Annotated in this window: 7 protein-coding genes; 1 reads left to right on the forward strand and 6 read right to left on the reverse strand. The window is 56.3% G+C overall.

Features of this window, described 5'->3' with window-relative positions:
* Positions 1-113: 113 nt before the first annotated feature.
* From ESZ00_RS06035 to ESZ00_RS06060, 6 genes are all read right to left on the reverse strand, one after another.
* A complete protein-coding gene (locus ESZ00_RS06035) occupies positions 114-1,982 on the reverse strand; it encodes a CRTAC1 family protein (RefSeq protein ID WP_229740989.1) in 1,869 nt (622 codons plus the stop codon).
* A 381-nt stretch (positions 1,983-2,363) separates the two neighbouring features.
* Positions 2,364-2,897 carry a cation diffusion facilitator family transporter gene (locus tag ESZ00_RS06040; RefSeq protein WP_229740990.1) on the reverse strand — a complete coding sequence of 178 codons (534 nt, stop codon included), beginning with the start codon at positions 2,895-2,897 and terminating at the stop codon, positions 2,364-2,366.
* A gap of 180 nt (positions 2,898-3,077) precedes the next feature.
* Positions 3,078-6,566: a TonB-dependent receptor gene (locus ESZ00_RS06045; RefSeq protein WP_164981361.1), complete on the reverse strand. Its 3,489-nt coding sequence runs from the start codon at positions 6,564-6,566 to the stop codon at positions 3,078-3,080.
* A gap of 123 nt (positions 6,567-6,689) precedes the next feature.
* Complete coding sequence (locus ESZ00_RS06050) at positions 6,690-9,230, reverse strand: multicopper oxidase domain-containing protein (RefSeq protein ID WP_164981362.1); 2,541 nt, start codon at positions 9,228-9,230, stop codon at positions 6,690-6,692.
* A gap of 460 nt (positions 9,231-9,690) precedes the next feature.
* On the reverse strand, positions 9,691-11,238 hold the full coding sequence (locus tag ESZ00_RS06055) for a family 43 glycosylhydrolase (RefSeq protein ID WP_129207236.1): 1,548 nt from the start codon (positions 11,236-11,238) through the stop codon (positions 9,691-9,693).
* A 534-nt stretch (positions 11,239-11,772) separates the two neighbouring features.
* Positions 11,773-15,027 carry a vitamin B12-dependent ribonucleotide reductase gene (locus tag ESZ00_RS06060; protein WP_129207237.1) on the reverse strand — a complete coding sequence of 1,085 codons (3,255 nt, stop codon included), beginning with the start codon at positions 15,025-15,027 and terminating at the stop codon, positions 11,773-11,775.
* Between the two features lie 989 nt (positions 15,028-16,016).
* Here ESZ00_RS06060 and ESZ00_RS06065 point away from each other — a divergent pair.
* Complete coding sequence (locus ESZ00_RS06065) at positions 16,017-16,649, forward strand: nitroreductase family protein (RefSeq protein WP_129207238.1); 633 nt, start codon at positions 16,017-16,019, stop codon at positions 16,647-16,649.
* Positions 16,650-16,700: the final 51 nt, after the last annotated feature.

Below are 16,700 nucleotides of genomic sequence, written 5' to 3' on the forward strand. Positions count from 1 at the left end.
AGCCCGATTCAGAAGCGAATACCAGCACGAACAGGGCAGCAATTACGACAGCAGGAAACAGCCATGCACGCGCATCCCTGCATGAGGAGCTTCTGGCGTAGAGCGTGACCATATCAATGCCCCGCTGGACTTGCCGCCGGCTGCGTGCCGCGCTGTGCTGCATCTTTTGCGATGCTGTCGTAAACACCCGGAACCACGCCTTTGCCCTCTTCCACAACAAAGTAGCGATCCACAGCAGGCAGACTCACATGCTCTACAGCTCCGCTGGGCCAATGAATTTCGACATCACTGATGCTGGCCGCCTGACCAAGACCAAAATGCACACGCTGGTCATTCGATGATTCGTAGCTTCCACCGCTCAATACATCGTCACGGTGCTTCATGCCCCCGGCAGTGAGATACACCGTAGCGCCGACAGCATCCCGTGGACTCTTAGGACCGCCGATAAGTTGCAAGCCTACCCAGTGGTTTCCACTCGAGACCACATTCCGCAAAAGAACCGGCGTGTGATCGATGCAGTTGATGACCACATCCATCTTGCCGTCATTGAACAGATCGCCAAATGCAGCGCCGCGAGCAGGAATCACATCTGCCAGTCCGGTTCCCTCTACAGGCGGAATCAGATCGAATTTCTTCCCGTTGTCCACGTTATGAAAGAGCAGCGGCCGTTCGGCAAAGGACGTTCCCCAGTTATGCTGGTCCACCTGCGGATAAACATGACCGTTGGCTAGAAAGATGTCCCGCCATCCGTCATTGTCATAGTCGATAAATCCTGTGGCCCAGGTGAGGAAGGGATATGTCACCTCGGCAATGTGCATCTGCGGACTTATTTCCGAAAAGTTGGCATTGCCGAGGTTTTCAAAGAGAGGCTTGTAGTCATCAGAAAAAGTCCCGGTATAAAAATCCACGAGCCCATTGTTCTTGTAATCGCCAACGGCCAGCCCCATGTTCGCTGTTTCGCGGGCATCCTGGTTTAAGGCAAATCCAGAGTAAAAGCTCGCATCCTCGAAGGTTCCATCGCCTTTATTGATATAGAGGTAGCTTGGCGTAGAATCATTCGCAACCACCAGATCCACCTTTCCATCGTTGTTCACATCGACGAAGGTGGAAGAAAATCCGTAGTTATGCGTGGGGTCGCTGACGCCGGCCTTCTCGCTGACATCAGTGAAAGTACCGTCCCCATTGTTATGGAAGAGATGGTCACCTTCGCCCGGCAGTCCGCGCGGGCCGCACATGACATGCGCTCCTCGGAACTGACAAAAGCCATTATTCATGGCCGGAACATTCTTCGGATCCCAATGAATGTAGCCAGGGACAAACAGATCGAGACGGCCGTCGCCGTCATAATCACCGAAGCTCGCGCCCGTTGACCAGTTGCCCAGAGTTACACCCGCCTTTTCGGCGATGTCCGTGAATGTACCGTCGTGATTATTGCGGTAGAGCCGGTTCTTTCCATAGTTGGTGACGTAGAGATCAGGCCAGCCATCATTATCGAAGTCGCCTACGGCGCAACCAAAGCCCCACCTGTCATTCGTCGTGCCAGAGATGTTAGCGACATTCGTGAAAGTGCCATCGTGGTTGTTATGAAAAAGAGCGGCATGAGGCGCCTCCGCCTTTCCATCCAGGGCATCATAGGTCGAGCCGTTCACCAGATAGATATCGAGCCAGCCATCGTGGTCATAGTCGAGCAGGCAGACACCCGAACCGGTCGTCTCAAGAATGTATGGCTTTGCCGGCGTTCCCATCTTGTGATGCCACGTTGTCAGACCGGCTTTTTCCGAGATGTCCTGGAAGATCACCTGCCCTGTCTTTACGAAACCGCCCGCTGTAATCGGTCTCTTCTCCGAGTCCAGCACTGGAGCAAACGCGCCTGCAGTCGCAGAACCGCCCTGAGGAGAGCTGTCAGCGGCTGCATTTTGCGCATAAGGCTGAACCGTCTGCTCCGTTGCCTGAGCCAGCCCGAGGGAGGGAACCATCAGCATGCACAGGCATGCGAAAAAAAACGCGCGAAAGCAACCAGCAAACATCTTTGCTCAACCTCAAGGCCACGCCTGATGGCAGGAGCAAGTCAGGAATGCGAAAGAAGAGCGGCATCCAAAGAACAAAGCTCACTGCGCCGAGCAGCATTTGCATTCGCTTTATCTGCCCGGCCCAGCCATCATGCTGAGATCAAGGCCTGAGTGTCTTCCATCAAAGGACTGACATACCAAAGGTGGAGAGTAATCCCATCCTTGCGAATGGCGAGAGGAGGAGATGAGAGGTATTTGTTCAGTCTGCGATTCTTTCAGGAATCAGAATCCAGCGTGCTCCAGGTACTTCAATCCAGTCCGGACGGGCGAACGTGAATGCAGCGACCTGAATACTTAGCAGCAACTGCAGACCTGCCCCCTGCGTGCACGCTTCGCTTCCAGAACAAGGATTGGAACAGCGGCGAGCGCTGCCACAGAATCAAGCCAATCAAAACCAAACCATGAGCGGAGGAGAAGTCCGGCAAGCGTAAGAGCCGCGAGGTACGCGCAAGCAGCTGACTGGACCGCATCCGCGCGCAAGGCCTTGCTCCCGGTACGTTCTGCTTCTCTCCTCTTGAAATATGCGAGAACAGGCATCAGGACAAGAGCTCCTGCAGTGATCGCAATCCCGAGTGGGCTTAGCTCCACTTCCTGTCGCCGGATCAGTCCGAAAATCGCGATTGCAGTCACAACGGCTGCGAGGACGTAAAGAAGCAACCCGCAGAATCTTGCGGCCTTTGCCTGCGACATACGGGGAGGGGATGCAAACTGGAGAAGCACCACTAAGGCAGAGATCAATTCCACAAGACTGTCAGATCCAAAAGCGAGCAGGGATGCGCTTCTCGCATCCCATGCCGCGATCAAAGCGACGAAACATTCGATCAGCATCCATGCGAGAGTTATCCACTGTAGCAGGATCACCTGTCGTGGTGAGAACGTTCCAGCCGGTGCGTCTATCTCCATCAAGAAACCTCGCGTACTGCACTACGAAATGCTATCCAAGATCGGAGCTCGCTTTCCACTCTCGCCCTAAGACACTCCCATGCTGCACGCAAAAGGCAGCCGCAATTAGAAAGACAATTTCAGTGCACCTTGCAAGATACGCGGAGCGGCCGCACTGATCACATTTCCGAAGGTGGAACTGCCGATATCACCATCGACGGCCTGTGGCCCAAAGAACTGCGCATGGTTGAATGCGTTGAATGCCTCTACGCGAAAGAGAAGACTCTTTGAATCCGAGAAAGGCAGGTTCTTCGAAAGTGCCATGTCGTAATTGTCCTGGCCAGGGCCATAGAAGAAGCGCCGCTTCGCTGTTCCCGGACTGCCCAACGCATTCATGCTGAAGTCTGTAGCGGCAAAGTAGCGATTGCTTGTGGAGCGAGGGTTCCTGTTTAAGTGCAATGCGCTTCCGTTGTAATCCGGCTCATCGATGCTGCTGTTATTCACGCCGTTCGGGTTCGTTCCAATCAGTGAGTTGTCGCCATTGTTAATCATCGTTACCGGAAAACCGGAGGAGAAGCGGGAGATTCCCGACAGAGACCATCCCTTGGTCAGGCGATCGGGATGAAAAAACTGATCGAAAGGCAACTGATACTCGTAGCTGATCACAAAGTTCTGCGTTATATCGAAGGCCGAAAGCGCATAGCTCAGTGCCGGATTGAAAGGATTCACCTCTTCACCAATGTTCGAGGATTGATCCAGCGACTTACTGTAGGTATACGAGGCATCGAATTCGAGCCGCCCCGAGGCATGGCGCGCGCTCAACTCCAACGCGTTATAACTCGCGAAGCCAGTGTTGGACTGCAACGCATTGCTGCCGAATTTTGACCCGAGCGGCCCGCGTGTGCCATCAACTGTGCCACCAGCCTCTGGATAGTACACCGTATCCTCACCAAAAGCGCCGCAGGTTACCGTGCCGAACTTCACCTCACTCGATTGGCTCAAGCTCAGGCAGAGCGATGGGCTGCCGGGATTGGCCTCCACCAGAACACGTTGCCGATGCGATGCGGAGCCGATATAGCTTGCGCTGAAAACCGTCTTCGGACCAGCCTGCCGCTCTATGGCAAGCGACCACTCTTCGGTATACGGCGTATGGTTATGGATGTCATAGCCAGGGATACCGCTGATCGGTTCATAAGCTGCCCAATTCACATTGGGATCAGGATGACTGCGCGACGAATTCAGCGGAGCAAAGGTATATGGAAATGGCTGACCATTATCAGTGCCGTCTGCCGCATTGATGAATGGTGTTGCAAACAGCGGAGGAGCGGGACTGCTATATGTTGTTCCGTACGGAGCATTGGCGGCCAGAACGCTGATCTCCATCGCGTCGATTGCGTTATAAAACATGCCGAAACTGGAACGCACGCTCGTAGCGCCTTCGCTGCCGAAGATCTTCTTCAGAAAGGTTCCATCTGCCGCTCGAGGCGACCACGCAAATCCGACTCTTGGCGAGAAGTCCCGCGCATCGATGGGAGCAAGTGTATTCGGAATGCCAGGATCGCCCGGATAGAGAATGCCCGGAGGCGCGCCTGGAAAAACAACAGACTGCGCACCGGCCACGAATGTCGAAATCTGGTTGTACTTCTCCGACCACGGCGCAATGCGGTCCCAGCGCAGACCATAATTCAACGTGAGATTCGACTGCACATGCCAACTATCCTGCGCAAAGGCGCCGAAGTATTTATTTCGCGCATAGAAAGGATTCAACTGGCTCTGGTTGTACTGGCTGGGAACACCAATCAGGAAATCTGCGAAGTCGACGCCCGTCTCCTGCCCGGAGAAAACAAAATTGCCATTGAACTGCGCGATGGGCATGGCATTTATCTGGTCCGCATGGAATTCCGCGCCGAACTTCATGGTATGCGCGCCGAGCACTTTCGAGAAGTTATCGCTGGTCTGATACGTATTGTTAACCTGGATGAGCTGATTGGCTGCCATGCCTGTGGAATAGGCATTGAAATTCAGGTTTTCAACTCCCTGCCCTCTCGGATCGAGCGCCACGATGCTGTCACTGCCATCCTTATTCACAAACCCCTGCGACGCAAGGCTTACACCAAGGCCGCCAATCGGCTGGCCGAGATTTGTGTTGTCCCGCATATAGCTCAGATGGAACTCATTGACCATCGTTGCTCCAAAGCTCTTCGTATCACCGAGAGCAAGAAGCTGCGCGCGTCCTGTTGTCGCTGCGGAGAATCCGGGAACGCTTGCGCCACTCTGCGCTACCGGATACGGGTTGACGAGATAAAAATCGTCGATGAAGTAATACGCTGACATCAGGCCCCAGCGCGTATTCGCATCCACCCGGGTGCCTGCCTTATCATCGCGCACCGTCTGGTTATAGGAAGAGGTGGCAAAGGTTCCGGTCGCAGTATTCGGCGCAGGGATATATTGCAGCATACGCTGCGCCGGCACCGACCATGCATTTTGCGGAATCGCCGCATACGGGAAAACGCACGTCGAGGAAGAGGTGCATCCCGGCAGATAGTACGGCTCCCCTGAAACAACTTCATAGCCCAGCCTTTGCGTCAGAGTGGTGGCAAAGCTAGGTCCACTCACAATTCCGCTGAGTTGATTTCCAGCTTTTCCGGTTGTGAAGTCAGAGAGCGTGCCGAGACGGTCTGCATCGGATGGAACAGCAATGTTGCCCGTATCGACTCCCTGCGTCTGCCGCGTGCCCTGATAGTCGAGAAAAAAGAAAAGCTTGTTGCGGCGAATGGGACCGCCCACTGTTCCACCGAATTGATTCTGCCGGAAGGCGCCACGCGTCGGCGAAAAGTAATTGCGGGCATCGAGAGCAGTATTACGGAGAAAGTTAAAAGCATTGCCGTGAAAAGCATTGCTGCCTGACTTTGTCACTACGGTGATCTGACCACCGCTATATTCGCCATACTCGGCGTCGAAATTACTGGTAATGATGCGAAATTCGGTAATGGCATCGAGGTTCGGAATTACAGCCGTACCGGCATTCACATCTTCTTCCACATCGCTACCGTTAACGCCGAAGTAGTTGGCCGTCTCCCGCTGGCCGTTCACGGACAGGTTGCCGGGATTCAGTGTGCCCGATGGATTGAGTACGGTTGCGCCTACATCCTGCACTGTGGTGCTGGTAATCGATGTCACAGGCGCAACGCCTGGCTGCAACGAAAGCAGGTCTGTATAACTGCGGCCATTCAGCGGAACGGCTGTCATCTGCCGTCCGCTAATCACCTGCCCCAGTTGCGTGCTGGTTGTCTCCACATGCAGCGTGTTGTCCGTAACCTCGACGTTTTCTGCCACGTTTCCAACGCGAAGAGCGGCATCCAGCGTGAGCGCGGCATTTGTGTCCAGCGTAATGTCCTTGCGCTCATACTTGCCGAATCCAGTTGCCCTTACTTCGAGGACATAATGACCGACAGGCAAAACAGGAAAGGTGTAATAACCCCTGCTGTCAGTATGCGTGACATGCACCATGCCGGTATTGATCTCGCGGGCCGTCACTTCGACATGTACCACCACACTGCCTGCCGGATCTTTTACTGTGCCCGAGATACTTCCACTTACGCTGGCCCACATCATGGTTACCGGCAGTGCTGCAAATATGCAGATAACTACGGCTACTCGTACCAAGAAGCACATGGCTCTGCTCAACATAATCCTTCTCCTGGTTGCTCTCTCATGTCAGCTAAGTGGCAGAGACCATTACTGAATCGTGATCGGAATATTGACACTGGTTTGGTATGAGGAAGAGCCTGTACCCGCAGTACCAGCAACAACAACGGAGTAGCTTCCCTTCGCGGTTCCAGGATCAGTCTTTGCTGTACCTCCACAACCGATGAGGGTGAAAGCAATGGCAAACATCGCCAGGACACAGAGTGCGATGTAGCGCCCCTTGCGCCGCGGCAGGACCAGCAACATGACACATGCAAGGCTTGCTCCACCACTCGCAGCCAACCATCCTGGATACCCCTCCACCTTGGAGCTCAGGGGATGCGCCGGTGTCGTGTTCACCGTGAGTTGCACGGTTCCAGTACCAGTGATGGAAGTTGGATTCACGAAACATGCGCTTTCCGTCATTGAGGAAGGCAGTGTGCACGTGAGATTAATGACTGAGGTGTAGTTATTCGCAACATTCACCGCAACATTTGCGATTGCTGCTGAACCAACGCTTGCCGTGGCCCCCGATGAGGTAAGTCCAAACTGAGAGACCGTGATCGGAGTAGAGGGAGATGTCACCTCGGTATAAGTGGAGTCACCCTCATAGAAGGCTGTTAAATTGTTGCTGCCTACATTGCCATTTACCTCTGTGGTCAATGTCGCCTGACCATTGGCAATCGTTGCCGGATCGCCTACGTTATCCCCATTGATCTGGAACTGCACGAGCCCGGTCGGCGTTGGATTGCCTGTGCCGGCATCCACTACGTTTGCTGTCAGCGTAATGTTCTGATTCGGCGCAATACTCGATGCCGAGGCCGCAACAGATGCTGTAGCGGTGGTTCCCGCTGGCAGAACTTGAATCTCTCCCATCATGCCGCCGTCTTCGTGTTCCAGAATGTGGCAGTGATAGACAAACATACCTACAACATTGGGATCGCTGAAGTCCATGCGGACGGTAATGCTGTGATATGCACCCGTGCCGCTCCAGTAAGGAATATCGTAGGTGTCGCGCAATGCCGGATCGTTTACCGGCTGGCCGTCAATCGCAAGGATCTGAAAGTGCAGCTGATGAATATGGAAGATGTGATCTTCCTGCGCGCGGTTCTCAATCGTCCAATCCTCAACGGTTCCAGCATGGACAACGATATTCGGGGCCTGGTCCATCGTGAATAGCGCGGGAGTCTGCCCTTCTTCCGTGATGTAGAAGTTGGTAGGGCTGTTTGGGTCTGATGGATTCTCAAGCACCTCCGAGAAATACAGATTTCGCTGCGCTGCCGGTGTCAGACTGCCCAGGCCGCTATAGAGGGAGGCGCGGTGCGCCGTGGCTGCAGCATGTTGCGCTGGCGAAACCTGCGCGGGCATGTGATGTGTCACCGCCGCACCGGGGGTATTCGATTCCTCTACTCCATTCTGGCTGACAATATTTGCAATCGGACGTGCCGGATCATAGTCTCCATCCGGACCCGTGTTTTGATACTGAGTTACAAGCTGCGCAGTATCGCCAACATTGGGAGTCGTCACAACAAACTCCGCGCGCGCACCGGGCCCCATCTGAATAGTGGTCATCGTGCTGGCTGTTCCAGAGGAAAGCGGATAGCCATCGATGGCGTACACCTGCATCGGCTGTGCAGTCCCGTTCACGAGATACTGAAGATTCAGGATGGTGTCAGCCGCAGTATTCGCAACACGCCACAACTCCTGCCTGGCGGGATCGGTCTGGATAACTGCGGGAGTGTAACTGGGATAAGGAACGGGAATGTAGTTGATCGAGAGATCCCACGCAGGGATATTGCTGTCGTTGGCTTCCGAGGCCGGCAGCAACTGATCGCGGATGACAAAGGTATGCTCTGTCAGGCCAGCCAGTGCAGGAAATACAGTTTGCAATCCCTGAACAATGATGGCGCCGGTAGCTCCACCCTGTACCTGCCCCTCCGAAATGCCATGCGGATGCGGGTGATACCAGTAAAGCCCCGGTGGAAGCGTGCTGGGAATCTGTACGTTGTAATCGAAGCTCTGTCCCGGCGAAACGAGCGTATGTACGACTTCATCCTGTCCGCACACGGGAGCGATATTCGTTCCGTGAAAGTGAATGTTGGACACATTGGTGCCCATGCTGCCGGTGCAGGAAGGGCTGGTGCTCGTCGTAGCGCTGTTCGAGAGCGCCATTTTCATGCCGGCCATGTTGTCGCTCGTGCTCGTCGCAGCAGGAGCCGGCAGTGCATTCTGAAAATGGATAACAAGATTGTCGCCGGGATTCACCACCAGCGTCGGGGCTTCTACTCCCGTGCTGGTCACATAGCAATAACGCACCAGCCCTTGTGAATCGGTGACGGTAAGAAGCTTCATCGTCACTTCCAAGGTGCCGTTCTGACTCTCAAGAACAGGTGGGTCGGTGACAGTCGATCCCGTCGTATAACGCGCACACACCTGGTCTGCGGCAGTGGTCCCCACTGCCTGCGGAGCCGTCAGCCTGGCGAAATCCTGCGCAGAAACCGCACCGCGGCCTGGATACCTGTGTTCTGTCTGAGCGGAAGCAATCGCCACGAACAGCGAGAGGAACAACGCAAACGAGAAAACTCGATGCATATGCCGCGATAGCGAAACAGCAAAACCCTTCATTTACTGGCCTCACAAAGAACACAACTTGACCTGCTGCTCCAGCTCTACCGGCGAAGCAGTTTGAAATTTTGCGAGCGGGATTCCCGTGGTGAAATCAGCTCGCAGCCCATCTGGCATGGAACGGAAGTTTCCCTGCGGTAAAACCGTCCAAATATCGGACTAATTTTGTCCTATATCTATATACGACGGTTTTGGTCCCAGTTTCAAGCAGTCTGAGTAAATTTCTTTACGCTTTCAAAAACCGCGATACCTCTCGCGAGCGTGGCTTCTCTGAATCGCGGATCAAGCCGCGTTCCGCTGCCGCAGGAGTTGCTGCTTTAAGAAGCTTTCCCGGCACGGCGCCAAATCCGACTAATGAGCTGTCACGTGCACGTACTCATGACAAAGGCCGGAGCTCACGCTCCGGCCTTTGCTACTCCACGCATCGTTAATCGAGGTAGGGCCAGCCGTCCGATGTGAATGCAATCCGGTTAATCCCAAGTGTCGGGGTACCGCTGTTGTTTCCATCGTAGTAGTGATAGACAAACGTAGGCTTGCTCGATGTCCCGGCAGTCCCGGTATCCGTATAGACGCTCCCGCCTCCGGGGCCAATCACATTCCCATGCGTGCTCACCAGGATGGTGCCACCGCCTGCCGTCAACGCTATACCGCCGCGATCGTAATAAGGCCCTGTCACGCTCGTCGACCGCCCATAGATCGTGCGATATGTGCTGCTCGTTCCCTCACAGCAGACATTGATCGGAGCGAAGTAGTAATAGTAGCCGTTGTAGTAATAAATGAATGGCCCCTCTTCGCCGGCGCTGCGGGAGGCGATCGTGTACATCGTCGAGTTCAGCCGCAGTCCAGTCGACGGATCCAGCTGCACCAGATGTGTGCCATCCTGCCATGAACCAAAAACCATCCACCAGTTGCCGCTCGCATCCACAAACGGTGCCGGATCAATCGCGTTGTATGTCGTGCCAGCAGTAAAACCCCATGGATTCGTCGATGGCACCGCGCTTGAACTTGTCCACGACGAAACCACCCATCCTTTGTCAGTCCAGGGTCCATACGGCGTCGTGCTCGTCGCCACTCCTATAATCGCTTCCGCGCCCGTAGAGGGTTCATACGGAATCGAATAGTACTGGTAATAGGTTCCACCGCTGTACAGCAGACTTGGCGCCCACACATCGATGTTTTCGCCATTATTCTCGGAAGGCGGCGTCTGCAGTCCCGACCATGACGAAAAATCCGGCCCGATGATAGGACAATGGCTGTCGTCCGTAATCCAATATCCACCTTCCGTCGCCGTGCATGCTCCATAGGGTGTGCTCTCGGTTGTCAGCGTAAACTTCAACCCATCGGTCGAATATGCAATCGTCTGGTGCGTTCCGTACAGCCAGTAGAAGTGGGTCGTAGGATCCTGCAGCATGTATGGATCATGGACATAGATGCCTGTGCCGCTCACAGTAATTGGCGTCGGATACGGGCTCGTTCCCGTATTCACCAGCTCCCACTCCTGGCAGGTGCATCCGGTTGAGGTCCATTGGTCGATTGTGGCGCTTGTTGACGTGCTCGCGTCATAAACCTCGAGATACTTGTTGCTGTTCACGTTCTGGATCAGGTAATTTCCGTCGGAAGCCTGAGTAATCGTCCACAAATGGTCTGCTGTGCCGTTGTCGGCGTACTGCACAATCTGTGCGCCGTCCGCTGTCGAGGCATCCGACACTCCCAGCACCTGATGTGTCGCCATGTTTTCGATGTTGTATTCGCCATTTCCCATCGGCATGAAGTGCCACAGATGATCGGTTGTACCGTTGTCTGTCCACTGCACCACATCGGTTCCCGCTGTCTGGCTGATATCGGAAATGCCCAGCACCAGTCCGCTGTTTACGTTCTCCAGTTTGAATTCCACGCTTGTGTCTACAGTGACCTGCGCACGCCCCAGCGTCACAAGCCCTATCCATACCGCCAATACCATTGCTGCGTATTTCATGAATCGCTCCTTGCGCGAAGTGAAAGTCCGCTACGGCACTATCTGGAGAAGCCAGCGAAGCCCGCGAAAAGCATGGCGAACCGCCGGCAAGGAATCAGCCGGAATTGCGATTTTCAGGAATCGTTTTCTTAAAAACTGCGAGACTCTCTCTGCCGGCGAAGTATAGGAAGACAGAAAATCAGCTGTCAATTTAATAATTCGCGCACGTAGGACTGCTTTTGGCCGCTGCTCCCAGGCTCAAGAATCCTTACGCATAAGGATTTCAGGAATCGTTTTCTTATTTGAAATTCCCTTTTGAAGCCCTTTGCGCTGGAAGAGAGATTTCTCCGGTCTATTCCTTTGTTATCCAGACAAAGCTTCCGTATCCAGCAGCAAGCGGCGTGCCTGGGGTCATGCAACGATGCCGCACCTATCCTAGGTGCGGCATCGTTGTTACTTTTTATCGTCTCTTACGGCACTTGCAACGAAAATAGCTTCCACTTGCAAATAATCCGGCAACGCACAAAAGAGCTCTGATGTTATCGAGGTGATGCTCTAGCTGCAGCCGGAAGTAGATCCGCAGCTCATGCAGCGGTAGCAACTCCCATTGCGAACCATAATGGCTCCGCAGGTATGGCAGCTTGGCGCATCGCCCATGTCATACATCTCGCGCATGGCATCGGCTGCGTGAAAGACTCCACGATCCTCAACCTTGTCCGAAGTGCGCACCGCAGGCGAACCAACTTCCGGCAGCAAGCCGCCCTGCGGCGCAGAGGTCGCCCCCATACCACGCGCAGGCTCATGCTGCTCGGGCGCGATCGGCGCTGCTCCCGCTGGAACAAAGCCGGCGAAGAGGCTCAACTGCTGGCCTGACAGGAAGCGCAACTGCAGCCAGCGGAAGATATAGTCCATGATCGACTTCGCATAGCCGATCTGCTCGTTGCCTGTCCATCCCGATGGCTCAAAGCGCGAGTGCGCGAACTTCTCGCACAGGACTTTGAGCGGAACTCCATGCTGGAGAGCGAGAGAAATAGCAGTGGCAAAGCTATCCATCAGGCCCGATACGGTGGAGCCCTCCTTCGCCATCTTGATGAAGATCTCACCCGGCTGCCCATTCGGATAGAGGCCGACAGTGATGTAGCCTTCATGGCCGGCCAGACCAAACTTATGCGTCAGCGAAGCACGCTCTTCCGGCAGACGATGACGAACCGCACGCGGCGGCGCGCCCACATCCTGGTCCTGCGCAGACGGCGGATTGCTTCGCGTGGCAACACCTGCCACCGCACCACTGCTAAGAGCGCTGATCGTCGCGGCAAAGGCGCCGGTCGCATCGATAACCGACTTCGCCGTGACCTCGATGCGTTCGGCAACCTTGCCTTCGAGCGTCTTCAGGTCAGCGACCTCAGCCGGCTTGCCGAAGGCGAGCGCAGTGAGTACACGCTCGGCCGCGGCATTGAGTTCCACCGTCGCGCCATCCTTCTTGATCTCCTTGGCCTTGTTGCCGTCGGAGACATTGAGCGGCTGCGCGCCCTTCGAACCATCGCGATAGATCGCGACAGCCTTCAATCCCTGGCGCCAGCTCTCGGTATAGGCCTCGGCGATGTCGTCGATCGTGCAATCGTGCGGCAGGTTGACGGTCTTTGAGATCGCGCCCGAGAGAAACGGTTGCGTGGCCGACATCATCTTGATGTGGCCCATGTAGTGAATCGAGCGCGTGCCCTTGGCCGGCTTGAACGAGCAATCGAAGACGGCCAGATGCTCGGGCTTGATGCCGGGCGCACCCTCAATGGTTCCCGTGGCATCGATGTAGCTGACGATCACGTCCACCTGGTCGTTGTTGTAGCCGAGCTTGAAGAGCGCAGCCGGGACCGTGTTGTTCACGATCTTGATCATGCCGCCGCCGACCAGCTTCTTATACTTCACCAGTGCAAGATCGGGCTCGATGCCGGTGGTGTCGCAATCCATCATGAAGCCGATGGTTCCCGTCGGAGCAAGCACCGTCACCTGCGAGTTGCGATAGCCGTGCTTCTCGCCGTGCGCGAGCGCCTTGTCCCAGCAATCCTTCGAGGCCACGATGAGCGCGTCGAGCTGGGGCACAACGAAAGGCTCGGCACTCGTCTTCGATTTGCCGATGTGGTTCACTTCGGCGCGATGCATACGGATGACGTCGAGGAACGGCTCGCGGTTGACATAGAAGCCGGGGCAGGCTCCGCCTTCGTGCGCGGTGGAAGCCGTCAGCGGCGTGGCCGAGGCCAGCGCCGGGCACTTCTCCGCAATGCGCGAAGACTGCAGGTACGCCTCACCGCACATGATGGCAGTGAGCGTCGCGGCGAAGTCGCGGCCCGCGTCCGAGTCATACGGCAGGCCGAAGGCCATCAACAGCGCACCGAGGTTTGCGTAGCCGAGACCCAGCGGACGATAGTCATGCGAGTTGCGGCCGATCATCTCCGTCGGATAACCGGAGTTATCGACGAGAATCTCCATCGCCGTAATCATGATGTCGATCGCTGTGCGATACGCCTCGATATCGAATGTGCCTGCCGGAGTTACAAATTTCAGCAGGTTGAAGCTCGCCAGGTTGCAGGCCGAGTTATCGAGGAACATGTACTCCGAGCAGGGATTCGAGGCATGGATGCGCGCCGTGTTCTTCGACGTGTGCCACTTGTTGATGGTGGTGTCGTACTGCATGCCCGGATCGCCGCACTGCCAGGTGGCTTCGGCAATCTTGTGCATCAGATCGCGCGCCTTATAGCTCTTCACCGGCGCGCCATCCTTCACTGCCTTCGTCGAGAACTCGCCGTCCTTCTCCACTGCGCGCATGAACTCGTCGTTGACGCGCACGGAGTTGTTCGCATTCTGGAAGAAGATCGAGCTGTAAGCCTCGGAGTCCGGGCCTGACGAGCCGTCGTAGCCCTCGCGCATCAGCGCCCAGGCCTTGGCCTCTTCCTTCATCTTGCATTCGACGAAATCGACAATATCCGGATGGTCGACGTTGAGGATCACCATCTTCGCTGCGCGACGTGTCTTGCCGCCGGACTTGATGACGCCAGCGAAGGCGTCGAAGCCGCGCATGAAGCTCAGCGGACCGGAGGCCGTGCCGCCGCCCGAGAGCAGCTCCATCGAGCCGCGCAGCGTGGAGAGATTGGTGCCCGTGCCCGAGCCCCACTTGAAGAGCATGCCCTCGGTCTTGGCCAGAGTCAGGATCGAATCCAGCGAGTCCTCGACTGCATTGATGAAGCAGGCCGAGCACTGCGGCTTGCGATAGCCGGTCACCGAAAACTCAACAGCACACGTGTGCTGGTTCCAGTGCCAGTTCTGCGCGTCGGAATTCGGCTCCAGCCGGTCGCACCCCACGTTGAACCACACCGGCGAGTTGAAGGCCGCCTTCTGCGTCACCAGCAGGTGGGCGAGCTCGTCGTGAAAGATCGCTGCATCTTCCGCCGTGGCGAAGTAGCCGCCATTCAGTCCCCAGTCGCGAACGGTCTCGGCCACGCGGCTTACGAGCTGGCGAACGCCGGTCTCGCGCTCAGGCGTGTCGAGCTGGCCGTGCAGATACTTCGAGGCGACGATATTGGTCGCCGTCATCGACCAGTCGACCGGCACCTCCACGCCCTTCTGCTCGAAGATCGTCTTGCCGGAAGCATCCGTAATCGCTGCGGTGCGGTGTTCCCAGTGCACCTCGTCGTAGGGCGAAACATTCTCCTTGGAGAAAAAGCGCTCGAAGCGCAGCGCATGGCTCGCAGCTGCGCGTCCCGCATCGCTGACAGTTGTGGAAGCGGTGGCTACCGTTTTTTTTGTGGCCTCTGCCATAAAGTCCTAACTCCTTCCAAAGGGGAGGTTCCATGTCGAACGGCCACGCATCCGCGGCCAAAACGTTAACGCTGCGATCAACAGGTGGATCGCAAGAAAAACAAGGTCGAACTGGAAAATTGGCGTCGGGATTCACAGGTTGCCGGGCTTCAGCCGCTCTCTGGCCGTGCTCAGCATCAGCGTTCGAAGGTCCCGGGGCCGCCACCGATACCACCGGCCGCAGTACGGAAAGTACCTCTGTGAATGGTATGTGTCAAGCCACAACCACTACATCTAGTATACGCCGCGCACCAGAACAGCTACGTCCCTCATTTTCCGGGGATTCTCCTGTGGAAGAATCCGCCCCCCTACGGCGGAGGCGGCCCCGGCAACTTCATGAGCTGCGTCTGCGGTTTAGGGCCAGGCCACACAATTACTATTCAGTAAACAAATTCCGCACGCAGGTAAGCGGCATCCGGCTCACCGAACGAGCCTAGAGCCTGTTATGAACTTTCGCGCGGCGGACGCTGGGAGCCAATTTTTACGAGATCGAGGAGCGAGTTGCGACGGATATCGGGCTATATCCGAGCAGCGAGCGACGAAGAGATCGGGAAAATTGGCCCCAGCCCTGAAGGGTTGCGGGGAAAATCGGCCCATACTTCGTTGTCGGCCTCACCTAGGAATAGCCTAAGCCTTCGTCCTCCGCCTCGTCTCCCACCCCACGGACCAGGACCTGTCCGTGGGGACCCCGGTCTTGGCCGATTTTCCCACGCAACGCCGCTCGCGCGAAAGTTCATAACAGGCTCTTAGCTCCGCATCCCTGCCCTCACAAGATGCAGGAACGGTGCATATCCTGTGCAAACCTGTGCAAAGTGTGGATAACCGGTCCAGGCGTGAGCCGGCGCAGGGGAGAGCGTCTCAGACCTACAATAGGCACGGTCTTTTCTTCGACCCTGCATCCGCCGTCCTGAATCCAACCCATTACCGGGAGATTTCCCTGGGAGAATGTCATGCCGCAGAACCACGAATCGGAAAAGCTGAAGGAACTGGAAAAGCTGAAACACGCCCCCGCCACACCGGGTGTGATCGAGGAAATCCTGCAGCGCTGGAGTCCGCGCGCCTTTGCTGACACGCCTGTCGCCCCGGAAGAGCTCAAGGAAGCCTTCGAAGCCGCCCGCTGGGCCGCCTCCTCCTTCAACGAGCAGCCCTGGCGCTTCCTCGTCGGGCATAAGGGCGACGAGACCTACGAGAAGATCTTCGCCTCGCTCGTGGAATTCAATCAGAGCTGGGCCAGGCGCGCACCCGTGCTCATCCTCTCTGTCGCAAAAAAGACCTTTACCCAGAATGGCTCCCCGAACTACTACGCACTGCATGATGTAGGCGCAGCCACGGCCTACCTCGCACTTGGAGCGACGAAGCTCGGCTTCCATACTCACTCCATGGCCGGCTTCGACCGCGAGAAGGCGCAGAAACTCTTCGGCATCCCCGAAGACTTCGAGCCGGGCGCAGTCACTGCGCTTGGCTACCTCGGCGATCCCGAGGTTCTCTCCGATCACGCGAAGCAGATGGAACTCTCTCCCCGCCAGCGGAAGCCTCTCTCGGAGATCGTCCTCTCCGCCTGGGACAAGCCTCACAGCTTTTAACTGCTACGCGCAGGGCGACACGCCTTCGGCCCCTCCGCTCCCTCTGGTCGC

It is taken from the genome of Silvibacterium dinghuense (assembly GCF_004123295.1).
GTDB classification, from domain to species: domain Bacteria; phylum Acidobacteriota; class Terriglobia; order Terriglobales; family Acidobacteriaceae; genus Silvibacterium; species Silvibacterium dinghuense.